Annotated in this window: 26 protein-coding genes and 2 pseudogenes; 5 read left to right on the top strand and 23 right to left on the bottom strand. The window is 35.3% G+C overall.

Annotation, left to right across the window (positions count from 1 at the left end; genetic code table 11):
• Positions 1-312: 312 nt before the first annotated feature.
• The 3 genes and pseudogenes from FG382_RS21430 to FG382_RS21420 all read right to left on the bottom strand — a co-directional run bounded on the left by FG382_RS21430 (position 313) and on the right by FG382_RS21420 (position 3,095).
• On the bottom strand, positions 313-660 hold the full coding sequence (locus FG382_RS21430; RefSeq protein ID WP_229677257.1) for a GNAT family N-acetyltransferase: 348 nt from the start codon (positions 658-660) through the stop codon (positions 313-315).
• Between the two features lie 449 nt (positions 661-1,109).
• Positions 1,110-1,664, bottom strand: a pseudogene (locus FG382_RS21425) (transposase); the annotation flags it as partial.
• 183 nt (positions 1,665-1,847) lie between these two features.
• A complete protein-coding gene (locus FG382_RS21420) occupies positions 1,848-3,095 on the bottom strand; it encodes a helix-turn-helix domain-containing protein (RefSeq protein WP_142540891.1) in 1,248 nt (415 codons plus the stop codon).
• A 154-nt stretch (positions 3,096-3,249) separates the two neighbouring features.
• On the opposite strand from FG382_RS21420, the gene FG382_RS21415 reads away from it, so the two are divergent.
• Positions 3,250-4,008 carry an SDR family NAD(P)-dependent oxidoreductase gene (locus tag FG382_RS21415; protein WP_142540890.1) on the top strand — a complete coding sequence of 253 codons (759 nt, stop codon included), beginning with the start codon at positions 3,250-3,252 and terminating at the stop codon, positions 4,006-4,008.
• Between the two features lie 240 nt (positions 4,009-4,248).
• Here FG382_RS21415 and FG382_RS23085 read toward each other — a convergent pair whose 3' ends face one another.
• From FG382_RS23085 to FG382_RS23080, 3 genes are read right to left on the bottom strand one after another with little or no spacing between them, the layout of a single operon-like run.
• Positions 4,249-4,404, bottom strand: coding sequence for a hypothetical protein (locus FG382_RS23085; protein WP_211356435.1), 156 nt, complete (start codon positions 4,402-4,404; stop codon positions 4,249-4,251).
• On the bottom strand, positions 4,397-4,861 hold the full coding sequence (locus FG382_RS21410) for a GNAT family N-acetyltransferase (protein WP_211356434.1): 465 nt from the start codon (positions 4,859-4,861) through the stop codon (positions 4,397-4,399). The genes FG382_RS23085 and FG382_RS21410 overlap by 8 nt, the downstream gene beginning before the upstream one ends.
• A gap of 30 nt (positions 4,862-4,891) precedes the next feature.
• On the bottom strand, positions 4,892-5,227 hold the full coding sequence (locus FG382_RS23080) for an inner-membrane translocator (RefSeq protein ID WP_142540888.1): 336 nt from the start codon (positions 5,225-5,227) through the stop codon (positions 4,892-4,894).
• 566 nt (positions 5,228-5,793) lie between these two features.
• Between FG382_RS23080 and FG382_RS21400 the strand changes: the two genes are divergently transcribed.
• From FG382_RS21400 to FG382_RS21390, 3 genes are all read left to right on the top strand, one after another.
• Positions 5,794-6,495, top strand: a complete 702-nt coding sequence (locus FG382_RS21400; protein WP_142540887.1) for a helix-turn-helix transcriptional regulator — start codon at positions 5,794-5,796, stop codon at positions 6,493-6,495.
• 270 nt (positions 6,496-6,765) lie between these two features.
• Complete coding sequence (locus FG382_RS21395) at positions 6,766-7,686, top strand: DMT family transporter (protein WP_142540886.1); 921 nt, start codon at positions 6,766-6,768, stop codon at positions 7,684-7,686.
• Between the two features lie 27 nt (positions 7,687-7,713).
• The gene (locus FG382_RS21390; protein WP_142540885.1) at positions 7,714-8,043 is read left to right on the top strand and encodes a tRNA-binding protein; all 330 of its coding nucleotides are present in this window, start codon (positions 7,714-7,716) and stop codon (positions 8,041-8,043) included.
• Positions 8,044-8,592: 549 nt separating this feature from the next.
• Here the strand turns inward: FG382_RS21390 and FG382_RS21385 are convergent.
• The 7 genes from FG382_RS21385 to FG382_RS21355 form a co-directional block, all read right to left on the bottom strand.
• Positions 8,593-9,267, bottom strand: coding sequence for an AlkZ-related protein (locus tag FG382_RS21385; protein WP_142540884.1), 675 nt, complete (start codon positions 9,265-9,267; stop codon positions 8,593-8,595).
• 129 nt (positions 9,268-9,396) lie between these two features.
• Entirely contained in the window at positions 9,397-9,771 is a 375-nt protein-coding gene (locus tag FG382_RS21380; RefSeq protein WP_229677258.1) for a DinB family protein, read from the bottom strand.
• Between the two features lie 189 nt (positions 9,772-9,960).
• On the bottom strand, positions 9,961-10,407 hold the full coding sequence (locus FG382_RS21375) for an SRPBCC family protein (protein WP_142540883.1): 447 nt from the start codon (positions 10,405-10,407) through the stop codon (positions 9,961-9,963).
• 31 nt (positions 10,408-10,438) lie between these two features.
• Positions 10,439-10,723 carry a hypothetical protein gene (locus FG382_RS21370; RefSeq protein WP_188713273.1) on the bottom strand — a complete coding sequence of 95 codons (285 nt, stop codon included), beginning with the start codon at positions 10,721-10,723 and terminating at the stop codon, positions 10,439-10,441.
• 108 nt (positions 10,724-10,831) lie between these two features.
• Positions 10,832-11,290 carry a GNAT family N-acetyltransferase gene (locus tag FG382_RS21365; RefSeq protein ID WP_142540882.1) on the bottom strand — a complete coding sequence of 153 codons (459 nt, stop codon included), beginning with the start codon at positions 11,288-11,290 and terminating at the stop codon, positions 10,832-10,834.
• 285 nt (positions 11,291-11,575) lie between these two features.
• Positions 11,576-12,013, bottom strand: a complete 438-nt coding sequence (locus FG382_RS21360) for a YflT domain-containing protein (protein ID WP_142540881.1) — start codon at positions 12,011-12,013, stop codon at positions 11,576-11,578.
• A gap of 167 nt (positions 12,014-12,180) precedes the next feature.
• Positions 12,181-13,008 carry a TrmB family transcriptional regulator gene (locus FG382_RS21355; protein WP_142540880.1) on the bottom strand — a complete coding sequence of 276 codons (828 nt, stop codon included), beginning with the start codon at positions 13,006-13,008 and terminating at the stop codon, positions 12,181-12,183.
• A 140-nt stretch (positions 13,009-13,148) separates the two neighbouring features.
• Between FG382_RS21355 and FG382_RS21350 the strand changes: the two genes are divergently transcribed.
• A complete protein-coding gene (locus FG382_RS21350; protein WP_142540879.1) occupies positions 13,149-13,778 on the top strand; it encodes a homoserine/threonine efflux transporter in 630 nt (209 codons plus the stop codon).
• A 199-nt stretch (positions 13,779-13,977) separates the two neighbouring features.
• Here the strand turns inward: FG382_RS21350 and FG382_RS21345 are convergent, their stop codons facing one another.
• From FG382_RS21345 to FG382_RS21300, 10 genes and pseudogenes are all read right to left on the bottom strand, one after another.
• On the bottom strand, positions 13,978-14,499 hold the full coding sequence (locus FG382_RS21345; protein WP_142540878.1) for an ankyrin repeat domain-containing protein: 522 nt from the start codon (positions 14,497-14,499) through the stop codon (positions 13,978-13,980).
• A 35-nt stretch (positions 14,500-14,534) separates the two neighbouring features.
• Positions 14,535-14,996, bottom strand: coding sequence for a hypothetical protein (locus FG382_RS21340; RefSeq protein ID WP_142540877.1), 462 nt, complete (start codon positions 14,994-14,996; stop codon positions 14,535-14,537).
• Positions 14,997-15,102: 106 nt separating this feature from the next.
• Positions 15,103-15,615, bottom strand: coding sequence for a hypothetical protein (locus tag FG382_RS21335; protein ID WP_142540876.1), 513 nt, complete (start codon positions 15,613-15,615; stop codon positions 15,103-15,105).
• Positions 15,616-15,771: 156 nt separating this feature from the next.
• Positions 15,772-16,032: a hypothetical protein gene (locus FG382_RS21330; protein WP_142540875.1), complete on the bottom strand. Its 261-nt coding sequence runs from the start codon at positions 16,030-16,032 to the stop codon at positions 15,772-15,774.
• 160 nt (positions 16,033-16,192) lie between these two features.
• Positions 16,193-16,552, bottom strand: a complete 360-nt coding sequence (locus FG382_RS21325; RefSeq protein ID WP_188713274.1) for an avidin-fold protein — start codon at positions 16,550-16,552, stop codon at positions 16,193-16,195.
• 108 nt (positions 16,553-16,660) lie between these two features.
• Positions 16,661-16,978 (bottom strand): annotated as a pseudogene (locus FG382_RS21320) (GyrI-like domain-containing protein); the annotation flags it as partial.
• 253 nt (positions 16,979-17,231) lie between these two features.
• A complete protein-coding gene (locus FG382_RS21315; protein ID WP_142540873.1) occupies positions 17,232-17,459 on the bottom strand; it encodes a hypothetical protein in 228 nt (75 codons plus the stop codon).
• Positions 17,460-17,565: 106 nt separating this feature from the next.
• Positions 17,566-17,964, bottom strand: a complete 399-nt coding sequence (locus FG382_RS21310) for a beta propeller repeat protein (protein WP_142540872.1) — start codon at positions 17,962-17,964, stop codon at positions 17,566-17,568.
• Positions 17,965-18,164: 200 nt separating this feature from the next.
• Positions 18,165-18,419 (bottom strand): PepSY domain-containing protein, encoded by a 255-nt coding sequence (locus tag FG382_RS21305; RefSeq protein ID WP_142540871.1) that lies wholly within the window; start codon positions 18,417-18,419, stop codon positions 18,165-18,167.
• A 225-nt stretch (positions 18,420-18,644) separates the two neighbouring features.
• Complete coding sequence (locus tag FG382_RS21300; protein WP_142540870.1) at positions 18,645-19,598, bottom strand: sensor domain-containing diguanylate cyclase; 954 nt, start codon at positions 19,596-19,598, stop codon at positions 18,645-18,647.
• Positions 19,599-19,600 lie beyond the last annotated feature (2 nt).

The raw sequence follows: 19,600 nt of genomic DNA, 5'->3' as shown, positions 1-19,600 counted from the left end.
TCACGGGATCATTGTCCCACGCACCCGTACGTCCTACCCTGGCTACTGATATATTAAATCCTATAAAAATAAGGTCAACCAGTAAAAACTGGTTAACCTTATAATACGAAAGCACCCGTTAGTTTAAGTACATGCTTTCCCACTCTTCATCTTGTTACTTAAAGAATATGTACACTTATCCGTTGTTATAAAAGAAAATCAGAGTTCACCTAATTTATAGGTCTAACTCTGACTTTTCTTTTACTGAATATATCCTAATTTAACTTAGCAAATGCTACTAGTGAACCCTTATCGCATGATTCAAAACCATTTTTAAAAGTGTCTAACATCAAGGGCTTCTTCAGTTAATAAAACTTTTTGACGAACATTTTTATATTGCTTCAGAACCCGTTCCATCAGTTGAGTTGCAATTCCTTGATTTTGATAAGCATTTAACACAAGAATATCTTGAATATAGATAATTGTTAATCCATCACCAACAATACGAATTAACCCAACTAATTCTTCACCATTCCAAGCAGATATAACTTCTAATGACTGAACTATTGCGTGTTGAAGAACTTCTAAATCTTGTGTATAAGCATACCATTCTACATCATTATATAATTTTTCTAATTGTTCTCTATTTATATTTTTCCTGTTAACAAAATTTATCGTCATTCATTTTTCCTCCTCAAAATATATTATTTCGAAGAGTTGTTCCACAATTTTACCACTGTCTTATGCCTCCTTTCGATTAAATTTCAGTATGTTGTTGTAAATTACTATTTCGACACTATTCACCATATTCCTGCTTACTCCCCCCAAAATATCTTATTGAACCAACTCCCTCTATAAACATTGAGGTATCGACGGTTCTCACCACTTCTAATGTAAAAAATTATTTTTTTGCTTGTCTATAAACATATTCTTAAATTTATAGTTATTCTTACCAATTTGAGTGTGCGCTTCGCTAAAACTAATGGGAATCATTAGCTTTTTTCCCCACTATGTGATGCACAATGGATCTATACGATAATTATGATGACTTACCCTCCCATGTCTCTTAGCGTCAACTGCGCTTACATTCCTTCTTTCGGTCTATTCATAAGGCAGAGGCCAACTAAGCTGCGCTTTTGCCCCTTGTGTTGACCGGATGAGTTTTCACGTAACGTTAATCCCGCTAGTTTAATAAGTTGGCGTGGATTTTCATAAAGTGAGAAACTCCCTACTTGTGAAAGTAAATCAACAATAGTGGCATCCCCTAAACCCGGAACTGACGCGAGTAGATCATATTCCATCGTTGTCTTTGCCATTTCGGCTAATTGACTGTTCACGGATTCAATTTCACTTTCTAATAAGCAATATTGCCGAAGGAGAGTGGCGATTTTTTGTCGGGCCATCTGAGTACCTTCTGTCACTCCAATAGAGTTTATGGAAGTCTCTATAAGCAGCTTCGCTTTAGATAATTGAGGCGCTCTCATCCCCTTTACCTGACGGTAGAGAAAAACGAGCTCTTCAGCTGTTTTATTTTGTATATCTGTTGGTAATGGTGTCTTTTCCAATGTGGCCAGTGCCATCTTTCCAAAACCCGGAAAGACCTGTGTAAACTCAGGAAAATAGCGATCTAGCCAACGAATGATGCGATTTTTTATACTTGCTAGATCCTCCGTTAACTTTGATCTGGCTTTTTGATGCGCTAATGACATCGATAATTTTGTCATTACTGACTATTTCAGTCTTTTTTTGCTTGAGTGGAAATTATAACTTTCCAATCAAACATAGGTACAATATATGTCATTGTATTCTCCTAAACCCCACCAATTATTGGCTTTTTAAAATAACAGAAAAGATACCTACCTCTTCCTTCACGTCACTTTATTTCCTGAACGATTACTTCTAAACTGCTTTGGGGTTAACCCCGTGTATTTTTTGAAGACCTTTATAAAATAACTTTGGTCGTTAAAATTTAACCATGAACATATGTCTGAAATCGAATAATTTGAAAAAGATAATAACTTTTTCGCTTCCTCAACTCGTTGCTGTTGGATATATTCACTTAAAGTAATCCCAACTTCTTTTTTAAAATATGATGATAAGTAATTTGGACTTAATTGACACAATTGTGCAAGATGATCAAGTGTAATCTGGTCATAGAGATGGTTATAAATATAATGCTGGCAAGCTGTAATGGTGGGAGAATATTTTCCCACATTCATTTTGTAAACACGATTGGTAAAATCTCTTATAGCTTCTTCCGTTAATTTCAATATTGCCTTTAGGTTTCCCAATTCCTCGAGTTGTTGGATATAGAAGTCACTTAAAGTAAAGGCTGTCTCTTCATTTAAACCTCCTTCAATGGCAGCTCTGCAAACAAGGGCAAGTCCAGTTATCATTAAATTTTTCTCACTTCTTAAGCGATTTCGTTTCGACAATAATCCCAATTCTGCCTCACCGACTATGGAATAATCAAAGATATCCTGTAATTTATCGATCTGCCCGTTTTTAACATAATCAAGCAATACCCGTTCATAGGAAAGATTGGAATGAAAAATGAGATTCCTTCTACCTTTTGAAAGTTCAAGGTCTAACTTCTCTGATTCATTAATGACAATGTCTAATGCTTTATTATTTTCAATAACATATCTTTTTTCTAACGTTCTATGATAAATCAAATCATAAACCAATATACTAATCGCTAGAAGTTGTTGATGATTCATTATAGGGATGGCTTGAAAATATTCAATGAGATTCCTTTTATTAACGTTTCCTTTAAATACCTCCGTGATCTTGGTTATCTTTTCATCAGATATCTCTGACTCAAGGATAGGCCCTACAATAAGTGTTCCTATAAAGTGATTGGCTTTTTTAAAATTTATAAAGAAAAAGTTCATATTAGAATTTGAAAAGAAGATAGGGAAAGCATTTGAATCCTCTTCATACGTATACACACTAATCTGTTCCTTAAAGATAATATAATATGGGTTTTTCTGCAGATCATTTCTTGAATATTCGTATTCAGACTCACCAAATTGGTTGACAAAATTAACGGGTATTTGATGAGCTTCATAAATAAGCTGGCAAATATTTTGCAATTCTTCTTTTGCCTTTTCCATTTATTCCATCTACCTCCCTTATTTTTTAAAAACCAATATATATTTTATTTTGATATTAACAAAATACTATTAACCGTAAAATTACACAATAATTAATACTTAATCAGCCATATAATAAATCATGTAAGAAATCATAAACAAAGGGGATATAATCATGGAATTAACTAATAAAATTGCTGTCATCACTGGTGCAGGGAGTGGTATCGGAAGAGCAAGTAGTTTGAAACTTGCAGGGAACGGCGCAACAGTTGTCTTGGTAGATTTCAATAAGGAAACAGGCGAAGAAACGTTGAAACTTGTAAAAGAACAAGGTGGAGAAGGAATTTTCGTTCAATCCGATGTTTCGAAAAATGATGATGTGCAAAACTATGTAAATAAAGCAGTCGAAACATATGGACGTATTGATATATTCTTCAACAATGCAGGTGTTATTCAAAAGTTCGCTCCCTTCACTTCAGTTGAAGAACCTGAATATGAACGTATTATGGCGATCAATGTAAAAGGGGTATTCCTTGGAATGAAATATGTGTTAAAAGTAATGGAGGAGCAAGGCAGCGGCTCTATTATTAATACTGCTTCTACTGCAGGAATTCGTCCTGAACACAGTGTAGCTGTATATTCTGCAAGTAAACATGCAGTTATAGGTTTAACCAAAGGTGCTGCATTAGAATATGCAAAAAAGGGAATCCGTATAAATGCGCTTTGCCCAGGCGGCGTGGAAACAGCTTTAACCGCTGGTGTGGCGAAACAGTTTGAAACGGGTAATTACATTCCAGAAGAGGTTTCCAATATGAGAATGGGCCGTTATGCTAAACCGAATGAGCTCGCTGAAATGGTTGCCTTCTTAGCATCAGATAAAGCCAGCTATATGACTGGTTCAGTTGTTCTTGTTGATGGTGGTTTAACTTTATAAGCTTAAGGTTATAAACATAGGGACAGTTCAACCTCCATTTTCACTTTCATAATGGAGGTTGAACTGTCCCTGTCCTTCAGAGGGAATGAGAATTCACCCATAACAAGTACCTTTATAGCCTCGTGTTACCGAAAAACCGCCTTTACTTATGGTACGGTTCACCGAAACTAATATAAAACTGTGTTATTTTTTTACTCGACCATCTATCTCTATTGTTAAATGATGAAATAAACACGGTATTCAACTAACCTGCCCCTTTAGTTGAATAAGAATAAAGACTTTCAATAGAAAGCTTTGTTCTGTTAAAGCACCCGTTAGTTTAATAAGAACAGAGACGCTTATTAAACAATCGAGCCCATTCGTAGAAATAGGTTCCATTTTTATATACTCAGACATATTTTTCTGGTATGTACAACCGCATATAAAGATAACCATCCTCCATATCGTCTGTTATTTCAAAGCCGATATTGCTCCAAAACTTTTGTGCGGTTCTATTTTCTAGATTAACTGGTAAGGAGATCCTTCTTGCATTAAATTCTTTACACAAATATTCAATACAAAGCTTAGCCGCTGCTGATCCATAGCCTCTTTTTTGAAAACGGCTATCTATCATAAAATTTATGATTTGGGGGTTATTTTCGCCAATATACATTGAAACAAAACCCACCATCACATTATCGGCATAAATTGCAAAAGGGTGTGAATCATCATAAAATACCCACGCTTCGGCTAATGACCATGCTACAGAATCTACAAAGTCCTCATTGGCATCAATTGTACGCAAGTTTAAACATTCTTCATAATTGTCACTATTAATTTTTCTTAACTCTAGCAAAGCAATATCACCTTCCAAACATAGTTATGACTGTTTAATATATATACTTCAGTTCTTGTTATTTTTTACAATCAACTTAATCCCCCACCTAATAATTCCAATAACGAGTATGAGAATACCATTAGCTAATGTTATAAACCCTAAAATTGCACCACCATATCCAGCACCCTCTCCAGTTCCCCCTGAATTCCAATCATAAAAGTAATGAAATAAGGCATAATTTGAGAAACCAAAAACTGGAGCAAGCATCATTATAATGATGCCAGATATAATAAAATTTAGTTTTCCTTTTTTAAACAATATAAAAATAGCGATATTAAGCGATATTATGACTATGATAAATAAAGATAAATCAAAGTGTCCATAACAATTCCCCTTAGTCAAATTTCACAGCAAAAAAACATTATTATGGAAACATTCTGTCCCTAAATTTAATACGTTTGATACTTATATAAGTTCCAATATTAAGCGAATTAACCAGTTTTGATTAACAAAAATCCATTTCCGCTTATTGAACTAAACTGCCCCTTTAGGTCAATAAAAAAAGAGCTGTCTGGGCAGCTCAACAATTTTTACTAAAGCACCCGTTAGTTGAATAAGAACTCTCTATTTTTTAAATGTTATTTAATCTACCGTCATAAATATTCTTAAGCAGTAATTGTTTTAAAGAGGAAGAAAAGAAGCTATATCTATCACTTCTTTCCTTCCGATAATCTATTGATATGTAAACTGATAACAGAGAGGCATGAGAAAAATACATGTTAAAGATAAGAAGCCCTTTCAACAGGATTACTCCCTTTTCAACAACGTCAAGAAAGCTCTAAATTTCAGAGAATGCAATAACATCATGTTCTATGAATTAATATGGTATTCTCTAATTAAATGAAAAGAAATCTTTGTTTCTTCTATAGGATGGGACTAACATACATCTAGAGAGAAGGAGGAGAAAAATGAACTCGTTAAAACATGTATTGTGTGAAAAAAGATCCTATTCGAGAGAGTTTGCCTCTCACCATCATGAGTTCGGGCAATTCCTTTTCCCTCTACAGGGTTCTTTGGATATTAAAACGAAGGGCCAAGAGGTCAACCTGAACGAGGACCATTGTTTCTATCTGCCGCCCCAGTTGGAACATGAATACCGGTCTAAAGACCGGAATGAATTTTTGATCCTGGATGTTCCCACACATTACTTGCCGGAACAGACATATAACATGCATTTCCAGTTGGATACGCAGTGGTCGGCGATCCGGTATTTGTTGCTGGAAGAGGCGAAGAGGCCGGACAGTGCATCTTCCTTGGTAAATTTAGCCCGCTATGTCGTCAGTAAACTCCAGACCTCGAATCCAGCGTCGATTGACTACATCCATAACCATTTCAAAGAACCGATCACTTTGGAGACCTTAGCGAAAATCGAACATTACCACCCCGTTTACTACTCGTCCTGGTTCAAGAAAAGAACCGGAAAAAGCTTAAAGATGTATCTAACTGAACTGCGCTTGCAAGAGGCCAAAAACCTTTTGGTATCCACCAGTTGGTCGATGTCGAAAATTAGTGAAGAATTAGGTTTTGAAAATTCTTCATCGTTTACCCGATGGTTTGGCAACAGCGAAGGAATAGCCCCACAAAAATATCGAATTCTTAATAATGGTTAAAGAGGATATTAAACTCGGCAAAGAAAATTTCTAGGGAATTTTCTAAAATGAGTTTAATATCCTTTTTCTCTTTTTATCGCGTGGAGCAAAATGAAAGGAAATTCTCTGTTCTTACAGCACAAAAACTAGACGTGAGGTGAAACAACATGCTTCGGACTCCTTTGTTTGAAAATGATGTACCTGTGGCACTCTCCAACAATTAATAGAGAGAGTGCTGCATCTCTCTGTCGAGGCAGCTAAAGCCTATCAATTAAAACGGAGGGTATAAAAATGAAAAATACATTAATTGGTTCATTCTATTTAATAGTGGCTTCAAGCATCTGGGGCGGCATGTATGTGGTCGTAAAAATAGTAGTGGACGTCATCCCGCCACTGGAACTTGTGTGGATGCGCTATTTGATCGCACTGGTGGCCCTTGGCATCATCGGATTGGTGACACGGCAGAATTGGCGAATCAAGAGACACCACTTCGGCATAATCCTTGCCATCGCCATCATCGGCTACGTCATTTCCATTGTATCCCAGGAAACCGGCACGATGCTGTCCACTGCCCAAATGGGTGCAATCATAACGGCGACAACACCTGCATTTATGGTGGTGTTCGCCAGTTTGATCCTAAAAGAACGCTTGACGAAGAAAAAGGCGATTTCCGTCACTTTAGCCACAATCGGTGTGATTGCCATTGTTGGAATTAATAATCTCGACATGTCCAGCATGCTTGGCGGAATTTCCTTAGTGATTGCCGCCTTAACCTGGGCGTTGATGTCTGTACTAGTCAAAATGATACCGAGTGAATACTCTCAGATTGTGGTGACGACCTATGCGACGGCAATTGCCGTGGTGGTTCTGACGCCTTTTGTGATTCCCCGATTGCCGCAAATTGAGCTGCACGATTTGGCCGACCTCACCATATGGGGTGGATTGCTTTATTTAGGAGTCATTTCGACTTCCCTGGCTTTTCTGTTATGGAGCCGGGGGCTGCAGATGCTGAATGCCTCCAGCGGCGGGGTTTTCTTTTTTTTCCAGCCTGTTGTCGGAACTTTGCTGGGCTGGCTGTTACTCGGAGAAACGATCAGCATCATGTTTTGGATCGGTTCTGTTTTGATTCTCCTAGGGGTATTGATTGTCATTACCGATAAGCAAGAAGAAGAGCAGCAGCCGAGCCATTCATTAGCTCAAAAAACAACGTAAAAAGAAGAACTTTTAGGAGGAATTAAGATGGCAACGTTCGATGATTTTCAACAGATTGATATGCGGGTAGGCGAAATAATCCGAGCAGAAGAATTCCCGAAAGCCAGAAAACCCGCCTATAAACTGTGGGTGGACTTTGGCGAAGAAATCGGGCTTAAACAAAGCAGTGCCCAAATTACCGACTGTTACAAGCTGGATGAACTAGTGGGCAGACAGGTACTAGGCGTCGTGAATTTCCCCCCGATGAAAGTGGCAGGTTTCAGTTCAGAGGCGCTAGTAATGGGTGTGTATTCCGAACAAGGGGTTGTCCTGATCGAACCCCAGCAAAAAGTGAAAAAAGGGGATAGGTTGGGTTAAAGATCCACGTTGAATAACATATGAAAAACAAGAAGGAGATAATCTTTCGCTTGTTTTTTATTTACGAAAAAATCGCAAAAAGAGTTCGTAAAAGCACGCTTTTACGAACTAACTCTTGTCGGGTAATAAGTAAAAGCTATCCTCAAAGGGATAGCTATTCTTTAACCTCATCAATTGTTTTTCTTGCTCCTTCTTCAACTAAAACGCCAGATTGTTGAATAACATGACTGTCTTTTTAAAGATAACTTTACTATCTTAGAACACGTTTTTGTGCAAAATTTTAGAAAAATACGAGATTTAATTGTTTATTTGCCACTAATTTCGGAAAGCTAATCTTCAACTAAACTGCCCCGTTAGTTTAAGTGAAACCTTTCACAAAGCACCTCAATTCAATAAAAAAATGAGCACTTGTATTGCCCTAATTTAAAATTTTGCGATAGTAACTGGAACTGTTTTAGAGGATAGTACTGCTTAAAGCAATAGATAGTGAGAGCGTATCTTTTATCATAAGCATATATGTCAGTTCTAAATTAATTCACTATATCTTTTCTACGATGCAAATATTTTTTCGAGCTTCTTTAGTGATTCATTGCTACAAACATTGGAGAAAAAGGATAGTAGATATTTTCTTGATTCTGCTTTGTCTGTATTTATTGTTTCTATTTTATTTCTATTAGCCCAAGAATCATATGTTTCAAAAGCTGTACTGCTCCACCCATTTTTTTCGCCAACTTCATTTCTTTTCTCTTGTATGCCCGAAATGACGATATCCATTGATCCTTGTAATTCTAATAACGCGTTTTCAAATATCTTCTTTTTATCGCGTTCCTTTAAACCTGCTTCTATTCTTAAAGCCCTTGTGTCTATTCCTTCCAGCTGGTTAATTATTTTATAAATTTCCATTGCTTCTTTTGATACGTTCCCATTAAAATAGCGTTCCTCGACGGACTCATCATAACTTAAGACCTTTTTTACATATGGAAGAATCTGGACTGAAACTAATATAGATTTTTTCTTCATGAATTTACCGTATCCTGCAACCCCATCAGTTGAGAATTTTGTTCTCCAAATCCAAGGATCGAACTCTGTATCGGAATGCCAGTACTCTGGTTGAGTAATGGTATTTAAAGAAGGAAAATCTGGTATTAAAGGTGCAAGGGGGAGTATTCCGATTTCTTCGATTACCTTTATGGCATCTTCATAGGTTTTTACTTTATATTCCACTTTTTTTATCTCCTTTTATGAATAGACATATATCAAAGGCTTTGTTAATCAGTATAGTTGTTTTCAGGTTTAAAAAATGGGAAGTCCGAATCGAAAGTCCCCGTTTTCCCTGCTCAAGCTCCTTGCATTTTACTTAGGAATACAATTGCCCAATATGATATGCATCGTGCATTGCAAACCCTTCATTTCCAGCACTAATGATCTTTCTCTGGGAATCTGTCTATACAAATCTTCCTGTTCTGATTTTGCTAGTATTTTTTCAATCTCCCGATGAACATAAAAGTATTCTTGCTTTGTTTCGTTCCAATTTTCAGTTGTCTCTGTTGGTATTCGAAATGTAGATTTATTATTTTCTGCTTGGGGTTCATTCGCTGTTTCACCAAGGACTCGCAACAGAAGTCTCTTTTTAAAGAAAAGCAAATGACAAACTAATTCCCAAATGGAATTCATCGACCCGTGGACTGGCTTCCAAAGTGCCTGTTCTAAACTGATATTCTCTAGCACTTTTTCAAGCGGTGGAAACCAGTCTTCCTCATCTTATCAGCTTGCCCATTGTTGTAATAAAAGTGTCTTTACTTCCATTTCTTTTCCCCTCCATTCAATAACTTCCTTTAAATACTAATTCGATTTACTCATCTAAATTCCTTCTTGTACATCTAATCTGCTGCGTAAGCTTAAGTTTGCCCAAAAACTTTATAATTGTTTTTCAGCGGACCGTTTCAATGCCTTCATTTGTTTCTCTAAACCTTTTTTCATAAATACACGAAAAAGGATACTTATTATCTTTCCTGAAACAGTCTTAGCTGTCAGTTCTTCTGTAATGTATAGAATGCTAGAATTCGGACTAATTTCTTTAAGTTTATAAGAAATATGAATTAAGAAAGAAGGATGGTTCATTTGAATACTTAATCTATTATTTTTGTTGTATTCAGTAACTTGTCCTTCATATTCTTGCATACGGTTTCCTTCTTTTAACCTTTGTTTGAACTTAGTACCAACCGGATTAGTACTATCAAACTCCGTTAAATACTCCGTACCTTCTAATCCTGTCATCCATTCTTTTTGTTTCTCGTTATCTTCTAAGTAAGAGAATACTACCTCCTTAGATGCTTGAATCTCCAGTTGGCTTGTTATTAACAATGTTTTTCTCTCCTTTTAATCTTTTTATGCGTTAACCCTTCTTGTAGTAACTCATCTTATTCTTAAACAGTTTTTCATATAAAAATAGGATAATGGCACAAATAACAGTTAAAATTAAAATAGAATATAAAAAGAAATATGGGGACATAATCATGCCGAACGCTACTTCATTTTGAAGCACGTCTACTGTCTCCCATGCATTTTGCATATCAGGATTGTAAAATTTTGTTTTTATATAACCATTTATTATTGTATAAGCTGTATAAATTAAATGAATCATTATTGAACCAATAAATGCTTGAAGAATTATCCTCATATGAACATCCCTCCTCTATTCAAATCGTCGTAACCCTCTTGATGTTTTAAACATAAAAAGAAAGGACCATAGATTGGCCCATTCTTTTTGTAGTATTCTTTCAGTCTGTTAATTGTTCACATGTAAGATAACAGCCATTTCCTTACCGAATCTATCACCATGATCAATAAATCCTAAACTCGAGTATAAATGATGTGCTCCTAAATTTTCTGGATGGTAACCTACAATAATTTTTTTTTTCGCATTCGGTAATTTTGCCATTTCTAAAATCATTAACTCAGTTGCAGCTTTACCTATACCCTTGCCTTGGAATTTTTTATCTACCATTATTCTATATATCCAAAAACCATCAAGTTCTTCTTGAACGGAATTGTACATTAGAAAACCAACTATCTTATCTGCAGCATAAATAGCATATGGCTTTAATGTAGTCTCAAACTTTGACTGAGCTATTGATATAGCATTGGGCTCCATGTATTCTTTTTGTTCTGTTGATACTTCTAATTCACAACAGTCGTACCAATTTTCTGCATTTAATTCTACAATTTTCACATTTTCTTTATTCATAATTTTCCCCTTCCAGAATACGAGGAAACGCTAAAGAACATTGCTAATTAGTCGTTATCCCCTTGTAGTGATTCATAATATGTTTTCTCCTATTTTTCATAATGAACGCCTCCTCTAACAGCTATGTCTCCAAAATTATATTAAATAATTTTTAGACTATTTTAATTATACTATTGTTCTTTGTTAAAAACCTACCCAAAATCCACTTGATGATTTGGACACAAAAAAGACCATCGAAAAGATGGCCTACGAGATTATTAATGGCATAATCTATCTAATCCGCTATCACTCTTTGGGATGAAGAAATACTAGGATTTTCCCCTCCTCTGCATCATTTGAATAGCGTTCAGCTTCATCATCAGGAACTCCAATTTCCATAAGAGCATGCTTTAATCCGCCAGCACCAGCGTTTGCCCCTATAACTGCTCCCCCAATTGTTGTAAGGATAGGGCCCGCAGCCAACACAGCACCAAATCCGGGGATCAATATAGTGGATAACCCTGCTAGCACACCCGCTATACCAATGGCTCCACCAGTCACAGCTCCTGCAATAGCCCCATCCCTAGTAGATGGTTTTACTTCCTGTGAGAATTCCGATAGTTCTTCTATATTTTTCGCAATAACGGAAATTTCCTCAGTTGTATAGCCTTTCGCTTTTAATTCCTCCACCACTTCAACTGCTTGTTGTTCATTTTCGTATACACCAACAATATGATTATTCATTAAAAATTACCTCCTGTTTACTCCAACTATGTATTCTTTACCCGTTTTTTCGGTTTTCTAGACATTTTTCATCTTTTGGCTGCTTTTATCATTCTAATAACGCTAAAAAGCACGACCCAAAAATATGAGCTGTGCTTTACATTCACTTATGGATTGAGTATGACCATCTATTTCACATAATGTTTCTTAAAATCTGGATGGATGGAAAATTTGCGACGTAAATTGACGAGGTTCTTCCCAAAACTCTCCTCCAAAAGTTCTTTGTGTTGTTCCATAATTTCCATTACATATAAATCATGAATCATGACTTCTGTAATTGGCATGACTAAGCCTACATGCATTGTCCATGCTGCACGGCTATCTTTACCCAGTGAGACAATACCTGCTACTACTTCCGAATCATCTCCACTAATGACAATCCATCGTCCCCCATACTCTTCTGTAATTTCTTGACCCATATAATGGTGGTAAACATTAGCAAAATCAGAGGCAATTTCTCCATAAGCAATAATCGTTACGTTGACTCCTCTTTTTGCTGCCTGTCTTAGTTCAGACTCCATTTCTTCGAATTCCTCTTTCCAAACTTCTAAGAGAATTCTTTTTTGGGCAGTTATTATACAGGCTTTTACCTTATCGAGTATTTCATTGCGTCCCATAATGTTCCAAATATTTTCACGGTCATTTGCTGATTTTTTAAACTCTGCTAATGATTTTTCTGCCAGTTCAAAATGCTCTTCTGCTTTCATTCGGCGATTTTTAATTAGTTCCTTTGCAGGAATTGGAGAATACAGAGGTGTGCTTCCTGGACTGACCAGAATATCTCCTCTCATGGTGAGACTTTCCAAAACTTCATAAATCTTCGATCGTGGCACACCTGAATGTTTTGCTACTGCATAGCCAGTTAATGGTGATTCTTGTAATAAAGTAAGATATGCTTTTGCTTCATATTCGGTAAAATTCAAATTCTTTAATGTATCTAAAATATTTTCTTTCATAAAATCCTCCAAGACAAATTTAGTCGCTACCATTGTAACTAATAGTTTAACAAAACCTATTGATTTTATCCAAAATATTCTGATATAATCATAAGTAGTTACTCTGGTAGTCACTAAAAGAAAGAGAAGGGAGAAACAACATGGGTAGCTTACTAATATATATTTCAATTGCTGCAATGATGGTTATCATACCTGGAGTAGATACAATGTTGCTAGTGAAAAACACGCTCGCTTATGGTCCAAAAGCTGGACGTTTTACGGTACTTGGAATGGCAGCGGGACTTTCTTTTTGGACGCTTATTGCCATCCTTGGTTTATCTGTTGTAATAGCAAAGTCCGTTGTCCTTTTCAGTATCATCAAATATTTGGGAGCTGCCTACTTAATTTATTTAGGGATAAGAAGTTTTTTTACTAAGAGCATGTTTTCTTTAAAAGAGATTCAGTCCCAAGCAAACACACCTACGAAATATTCAAATCAGCATAATAAGAGTTCCTTTATGCAAGCATTACTTAGCAATGTTCTTAATCCAAAGACTGTTTTGGTTTATATAACGATCATGCCTCAATTTATCGATTTGAACGAAAATGTAAATCAGCAATTGATCATGTTAGCTTTAATCCTTACTTTACTCGCTGTTTGTTGGTTTCTAACCCTTGTTTATGTAATTGATTATGCAAAAAGATGGTTGAACAACTCCAAATTCCAAAAGGTATTCCAAAAATCAACGGGATTAATTTTGATTGGGTTTGGCATAAAAACAGGCATATAGGAAATATAATTTCAGACAATAAAAAACCGGACTATCACACGAAACTTCCATTTATTGTTTCGTCGTAGTTCGGCTTTTCTTTTTAAAACAAATATTAATCGGCTTTTGGAAAGGGAAATTAGATATGTACTAGGCAATGTATAACTAAATCCTAATTATTCTCTAGCCAAATCACCGAAGGCAGAAGTAAATAATGTTCTTACTTGGATAATAAATTCTTCTGCTCTTTTAGAAAAATAGCAACTTCCTCATTTCCATATTCCTTTGCTAAAGAAAGTGCAGTATGTCCATCGTCGGTTTTTGCCATAATATCCGCACTTCTTTCAATGAGCAGCTTCACCGTCTCTATATGGCCATAACAACTTGCAATTATTAAAGCAGTAGTATCATCATTCGATTTTATTTCAATATCAGCGCCGTTCTTTAATAGATAATTAACAACTTGTATATTCCCGTCTGCAGACGCTTGATATAGAGGTGAAAAACCATTTTCGTCTTTTACATCAATATCGGCACCGATTGAGAGAAGCAAATGAATAATTTCCAGCTCCCCTTCCTGTGTCGCCCAGTGAATCGCTGTCCGTCCATCTTCATCGGATTCATTCACATCTATTCCTAAGCGGATTAATCGTTTTACTTTATCCAGTTGACCATAATAAATAGCCCACACCAATTCTCCTCTATACTTCTTTGCTATTTTCATTTTTAATCTTTTTTTCATGCTCTGTCCTCCAGCCGAAGTATACTATTCACAAACTATACATTCTGTATTAATGTTGGATCCGCACCAAACCAAGTTTGAATATCATTTCCTTCTGTCCATGGTTGAATCCAAGAAACACCAAAATTGAACTTTCTATCCACACTGGTGTGATATGTTACATACTGAATTCCATTACTTAAATACTCTCCACTATAATCAATATATTTAGTGTCGTCTGTGAATTCTCCTTCTACCCCAATTGTGAGTTTTATATCATTTTTGTAAAAGGATATTGCTTCAAGATTTTCTCCACTTTCAACATCTCCTTTTACATCTAATGAGGGTATGCAACATTTTATCTCTTGATTCTTCATTTCATTTTTGTATTCATATTGGATTAAATACCTACCACTTACATCTGGACAATGCAATTCTAAATCTAATTTTATCGCAGTAAATCCCACTTCTTCACCATTAATAAATAATTTCATAGCACCTAATGGAGTTGATAACATTAAAGCACCTACTTATAAAAATTTTATCTTATTAAAGTCTAACAACTCTTAATTCTACATCAGAATCTCTTTCATAACTGGTTATCTCTTCATCATTTGCACAGCGTTAAGCATCAGTCACTAAATAATCGAATAGCCATTGTCCATCCTGCTTTATAAATCCAATATTGATGGTACTATGTCCCTCAGGAAAATAATTTGCGAAGCCAATTGTCAGCTTGTCGTCTTCCATTTGATAAAAACGATACTCCAGGTTTTCTAATAGATAATGCTTGTCGTTCATTCTATAGCTATAGTCAGTAGAATAGATAGTGCTTTCTTCCATATTCACTCGAATATTGGAGGAAGAAATGGATGTAATGTACTCATAATCTTTATTAGTTATTGCAGTGAGAAGTTGGAATGCTAAATTCAACGTTGTCCTTAATGCTTCTTTTTCTTCCTCATTCTTCTTTTCCATATTAGATATTTTCATTTTCATTTGCTCATTTGTCATTTCCAGCTGTTCCATTTGGGCTTTATAATTTACCTCACTATTTTCCGATAATGGGATTGATGGTTCCTTACATCCTCCTAAAATTAATATGAAGATAAATATTATAAACATCTGTTTTTTCATGTTTTCCTCCAAGATTGAATTTTTCACTTCAATTCATTACGGAACTTTAAGAGAACCTGTTTGGCAAGAATGATGCTAAATAAAGGAATTAGCAGAAATAAAACCTGATCACCTTTAGACAACTTAGGGATATCACTACCAATTAACCAAAATAGACTACTGAATGTGTTTATTCTTCCGTTTTATCCAAAAACGATTTCGTTTCCTCTTATGTATTAACCAAAATAATATTGTTAGAAAAAGTAAAAAGAATGGAGTCAAACCAACGTATTTCCAAGCATTGTTTGCTCCTGAAAAATAATATGCAATCGGTATAAATGTAATCGTACTAATCAGTAAGTACAACCAGGACGTTTTAGCAACTCCAACGAATAAAGTTGCAAGGGAAACAAATAATGAAAGCTGCCATAATAACATTTTCCACCTCTCCTTGACTTATTGTTCTACATATAAGATTATCATATTAAATTTCATCACATTTTCTACTACCTGCCTCGTTAGCTTAATATGAAAAAAAGAGCTGCCTAAGCAACCCATGAACTTTAACGTAAGCACACTTCACATTAATAATAAATAATTAATCAAAATCGTTTGATACACTCAATTCCTCAATAATTGAATTTCCCTCAGTAGCTTCCGAATCAAGCCATTTCCAATTTTCATATAACCTAATTCGCCCATCTGGTAAAAGTTTTGGAGTAGAAGTACATTGTCCACCTCTAATTTCATTTTTGTTATTAACGTGGTTATATCTAAATTCTAAGCAACCGTCTTCCTTTATTACTCCGATCAATGTCCCTTTTACAATTTCCCCTCCACCATATGTTGCTGAGATGATATGTCCCTCTTGTTTGTAATCAAAAATAGTCTTAGAAGAAACCTCACCGTTATCTGTATTTTCAATGGAAACAAAACTACGACCGTTATAATCTATCAATTTTCTCTTCTCCTTTGTTTGTGTTAACTTTTTTCGTTAGTTTTCAGAGCATAGCATTTCACTCTAATTGCCCGATAGTTTAAGCTATTCGCTTTTTTATCGGTACAACATATATTTATAAGCTAAATTCAATTTTTCGGACTCATCATAAAGTGAATACAAAGCATACTGTCCGTCATCTAAATTTTTGAATTGTATACTAATATGTTTTTCTTTAACAAAACTAGCAGGAATGGTAACACAAGCATCGTGTCGACAATGATCATTTTTCACAAATTCCGGATTCTCTAAAGATATCCCTATAAATGATTGGTGAGGTGGAAAAATTGCATTTTCATTAGCCCAGTACATCAATTTTTTCCAATGATCCTGTGGTTCAAAATAGCTTCCAACTCGTCTTACAAACGCCACCTCATATTCAGATAATTCCTAAATTACCATATTTATATTAATCATCTCCTAAAATAGCAATAATCTTTTTATTCGCTATTTTTTGTTTAAATCCTTTTTTTGCCCTGTTTTTTACGTGCATTTTTCAATTCAATAGAATCGAAACCAATTCGTTTATTATCCGTCCTTTCTCTTAGAAAGTGTACGTACAAAAAAGATGCATTTTTTTGAAATAAAAAAGAACTATTCGTAAGAATAAGTTCTTTTTGGATTTACACTTCAAATTTTATCATTTCTGCGGTATCTTCATCTCTTTCCACGAATAATCGGGTACCGTGGCAATCCAGAGGATATCTCCAATACTATCTACGTCCGAAACGACGAACTCAACAGCATCCGACACTTTTTCAGGTTTTCTTTCAACTTTTGTGGGAATGGAATAAATAACTTCCCCTCTGTAAGTATAACCGAATAATTTTTCACCTTTTTTATTAAAGTGAAATATTACTTCATCCATTTGAACTTTTCTCCAACTTTCCTCTTTAAGATCACTAATCCGAATTCCACTTTGTGAGGTAATGAATAGCTGATTATTAATGACTTTTATATCTAAAGGTTCATCATTATTTGGGCATAGCTATCTCGTTCCAGCCATCATTTGTCTTTTGTAAAATCTTACTTTTTCCTGTGAGGACTAGCAAGTCACCACTATCTGTTATTTGAACCTTATAAAATGGTTTAGGAACAACAGCTTGCTCCCAGCTCTCCCCTTGGTTGGTCGTATAATAAATCCTTTCGTTGGAGAGCACAGCCATATGGTTATTGCTTGAATAATCGACTTTATCAATCGGGTGGTCTAATGAAAGAATTTTCGTCCCTTTACTTTTGGGTGTAATACCTAACCATATTTCTTTTTCCGTAGCTATATTTAATTGATCATTCCCATCAAACCACGCGTGTGTTACATAATTATTAACCGGTAGTTTTCCCCATGTTTCACCATTGTTACGGCTCCATTCCATAAAGGGCTTCTTTGTTAAACTATTTTGGGTTGGCTTTTTGTCACCCATTCCATTCGTAATTCGGCTAGAACTTTACTGACATTTAAATGTGCATCCAGTTATACTGCTCCCAGCAGCTTCATCCTAGAGAAATAATTTCATACAGAAAATTTCAACGTCCTAAATAGGAACTCCCTTCTCCAATAAAATTCTAAGTAATTTTATTTAAGAAATATTATCTGCTTTGTATACGGATTAAAAACTAACTCGATTTCTTTTGAATCTTTAATTGCATTCATACGGTAGACTTCTTTACCGGATTCTACTTGAGTGATTGTTGTAAAATGACTGTCTATCACCTCTGTGTCGTATCTTTGCTCTACTATTGCTTTTGCTTCAGCATAGGTATAACTCGGTTTAACGAATTCATATAACAGAGTGCTACTCCCTATTCCAATTATGAACCAAACGATCATTTTAAAGAGTATCTCTTTATCTTTTTTATCACCAAAAGCCATAAACAAAATATATCCACACGTTACTAAAAATAACGTTAGTATATTTGGTACAAAATAAGAAAGGGAATTTATCCGTTCGTATTCTTTCGAATCGTAAAAAAAGTAGAACAGGCAGAGACTTGTCACTATAAAATAAATGATAAATGCGATTATGCTCTTCTTCTCGATTACCTCTTCTCCTTCCTAAATTTTTTCTTTAAAAAACTTATAAGAGTTCTTTCCTGCTGTTTTTGAAAGATATAAGGCATTGTCTGCATTTTTAAGAAGCGTTTTTAAATTGATATTACTATCAACAGGATAAGATACTATTCCAATACTAGTGGAGAGTTGAAACTTGTTATTCCATGCACTCAAACAGTTAAGTACATATTCCGCTCGCTTACTAAGTTCCTCTCTAGTGGATAGCTGAGCGAAATGGATGATAAACTCATCTCCCCCTAGTCTTACTGCAAAGGCATCGTGGTGCTCATTAACGAACTTTTGAAGTCTTATAGCGATTTCCTTTAACACCAGATCACCAGTATCGTGACCATGTATATCATTTACCTCTTTAAACCCATCCATATCAAGAAAGAATAGTACTCCTCCAGTTTTAGAGTGATCCTCAAAATACCTGGAGAGATAATGCCTGTTGTATAGTCCAGTCAAAGAGTCTTTATAAGCAAAATGCTCTAGTTCCAAATAATAAGCAAACATCTTGGCTATTTTTTGAAGCAAATTTATACTCTTCTTATCAAATTGGCTTTCCTCATGATGTGCCACACATAATGTCCCAAACCTTTCCCCATTAACAAGCGAAATAGGAATACCCAGATAAGATTTAATATTGACTTCTTCAAGAATATCTCTCAAATCGACCGAACACGTTCCATCCTTAATATCCTCATAGATTAATGGTTGTTTATTTTTAAAATCAATTCGATTACAAACCGTTTCGTTAAGGTTTATAACCATTCCTTCAGTCAAGAGAATACTTGTATCTTCATTTGAAAGCTTTAGGATAATTTGTTGTTTATCACTGAAGGAGGTTAAATAAATCAATTTGTCCGGCAAAATTTCTTTTGCAAGATCCAATACATCACTAGCAAGCTCATCAAAATTCCTATACATCTGCAATTCTTGTAACGTTATTACCACAA

This window comes from Psychrobacillus lasiicapitis, from assembly GCF_006861795.1.
Classification (GTDB): Bacteria; Bacillota; Bacilli; order Bacillales_A; family Planococcaceae; genus Psychrobacillus; species Psychrobacillus lasiicapitis.
Note: the sequence above shows the minus strand (reverse complement) of the source record. Positions and strands in the feature narration are given on the sequence as shown.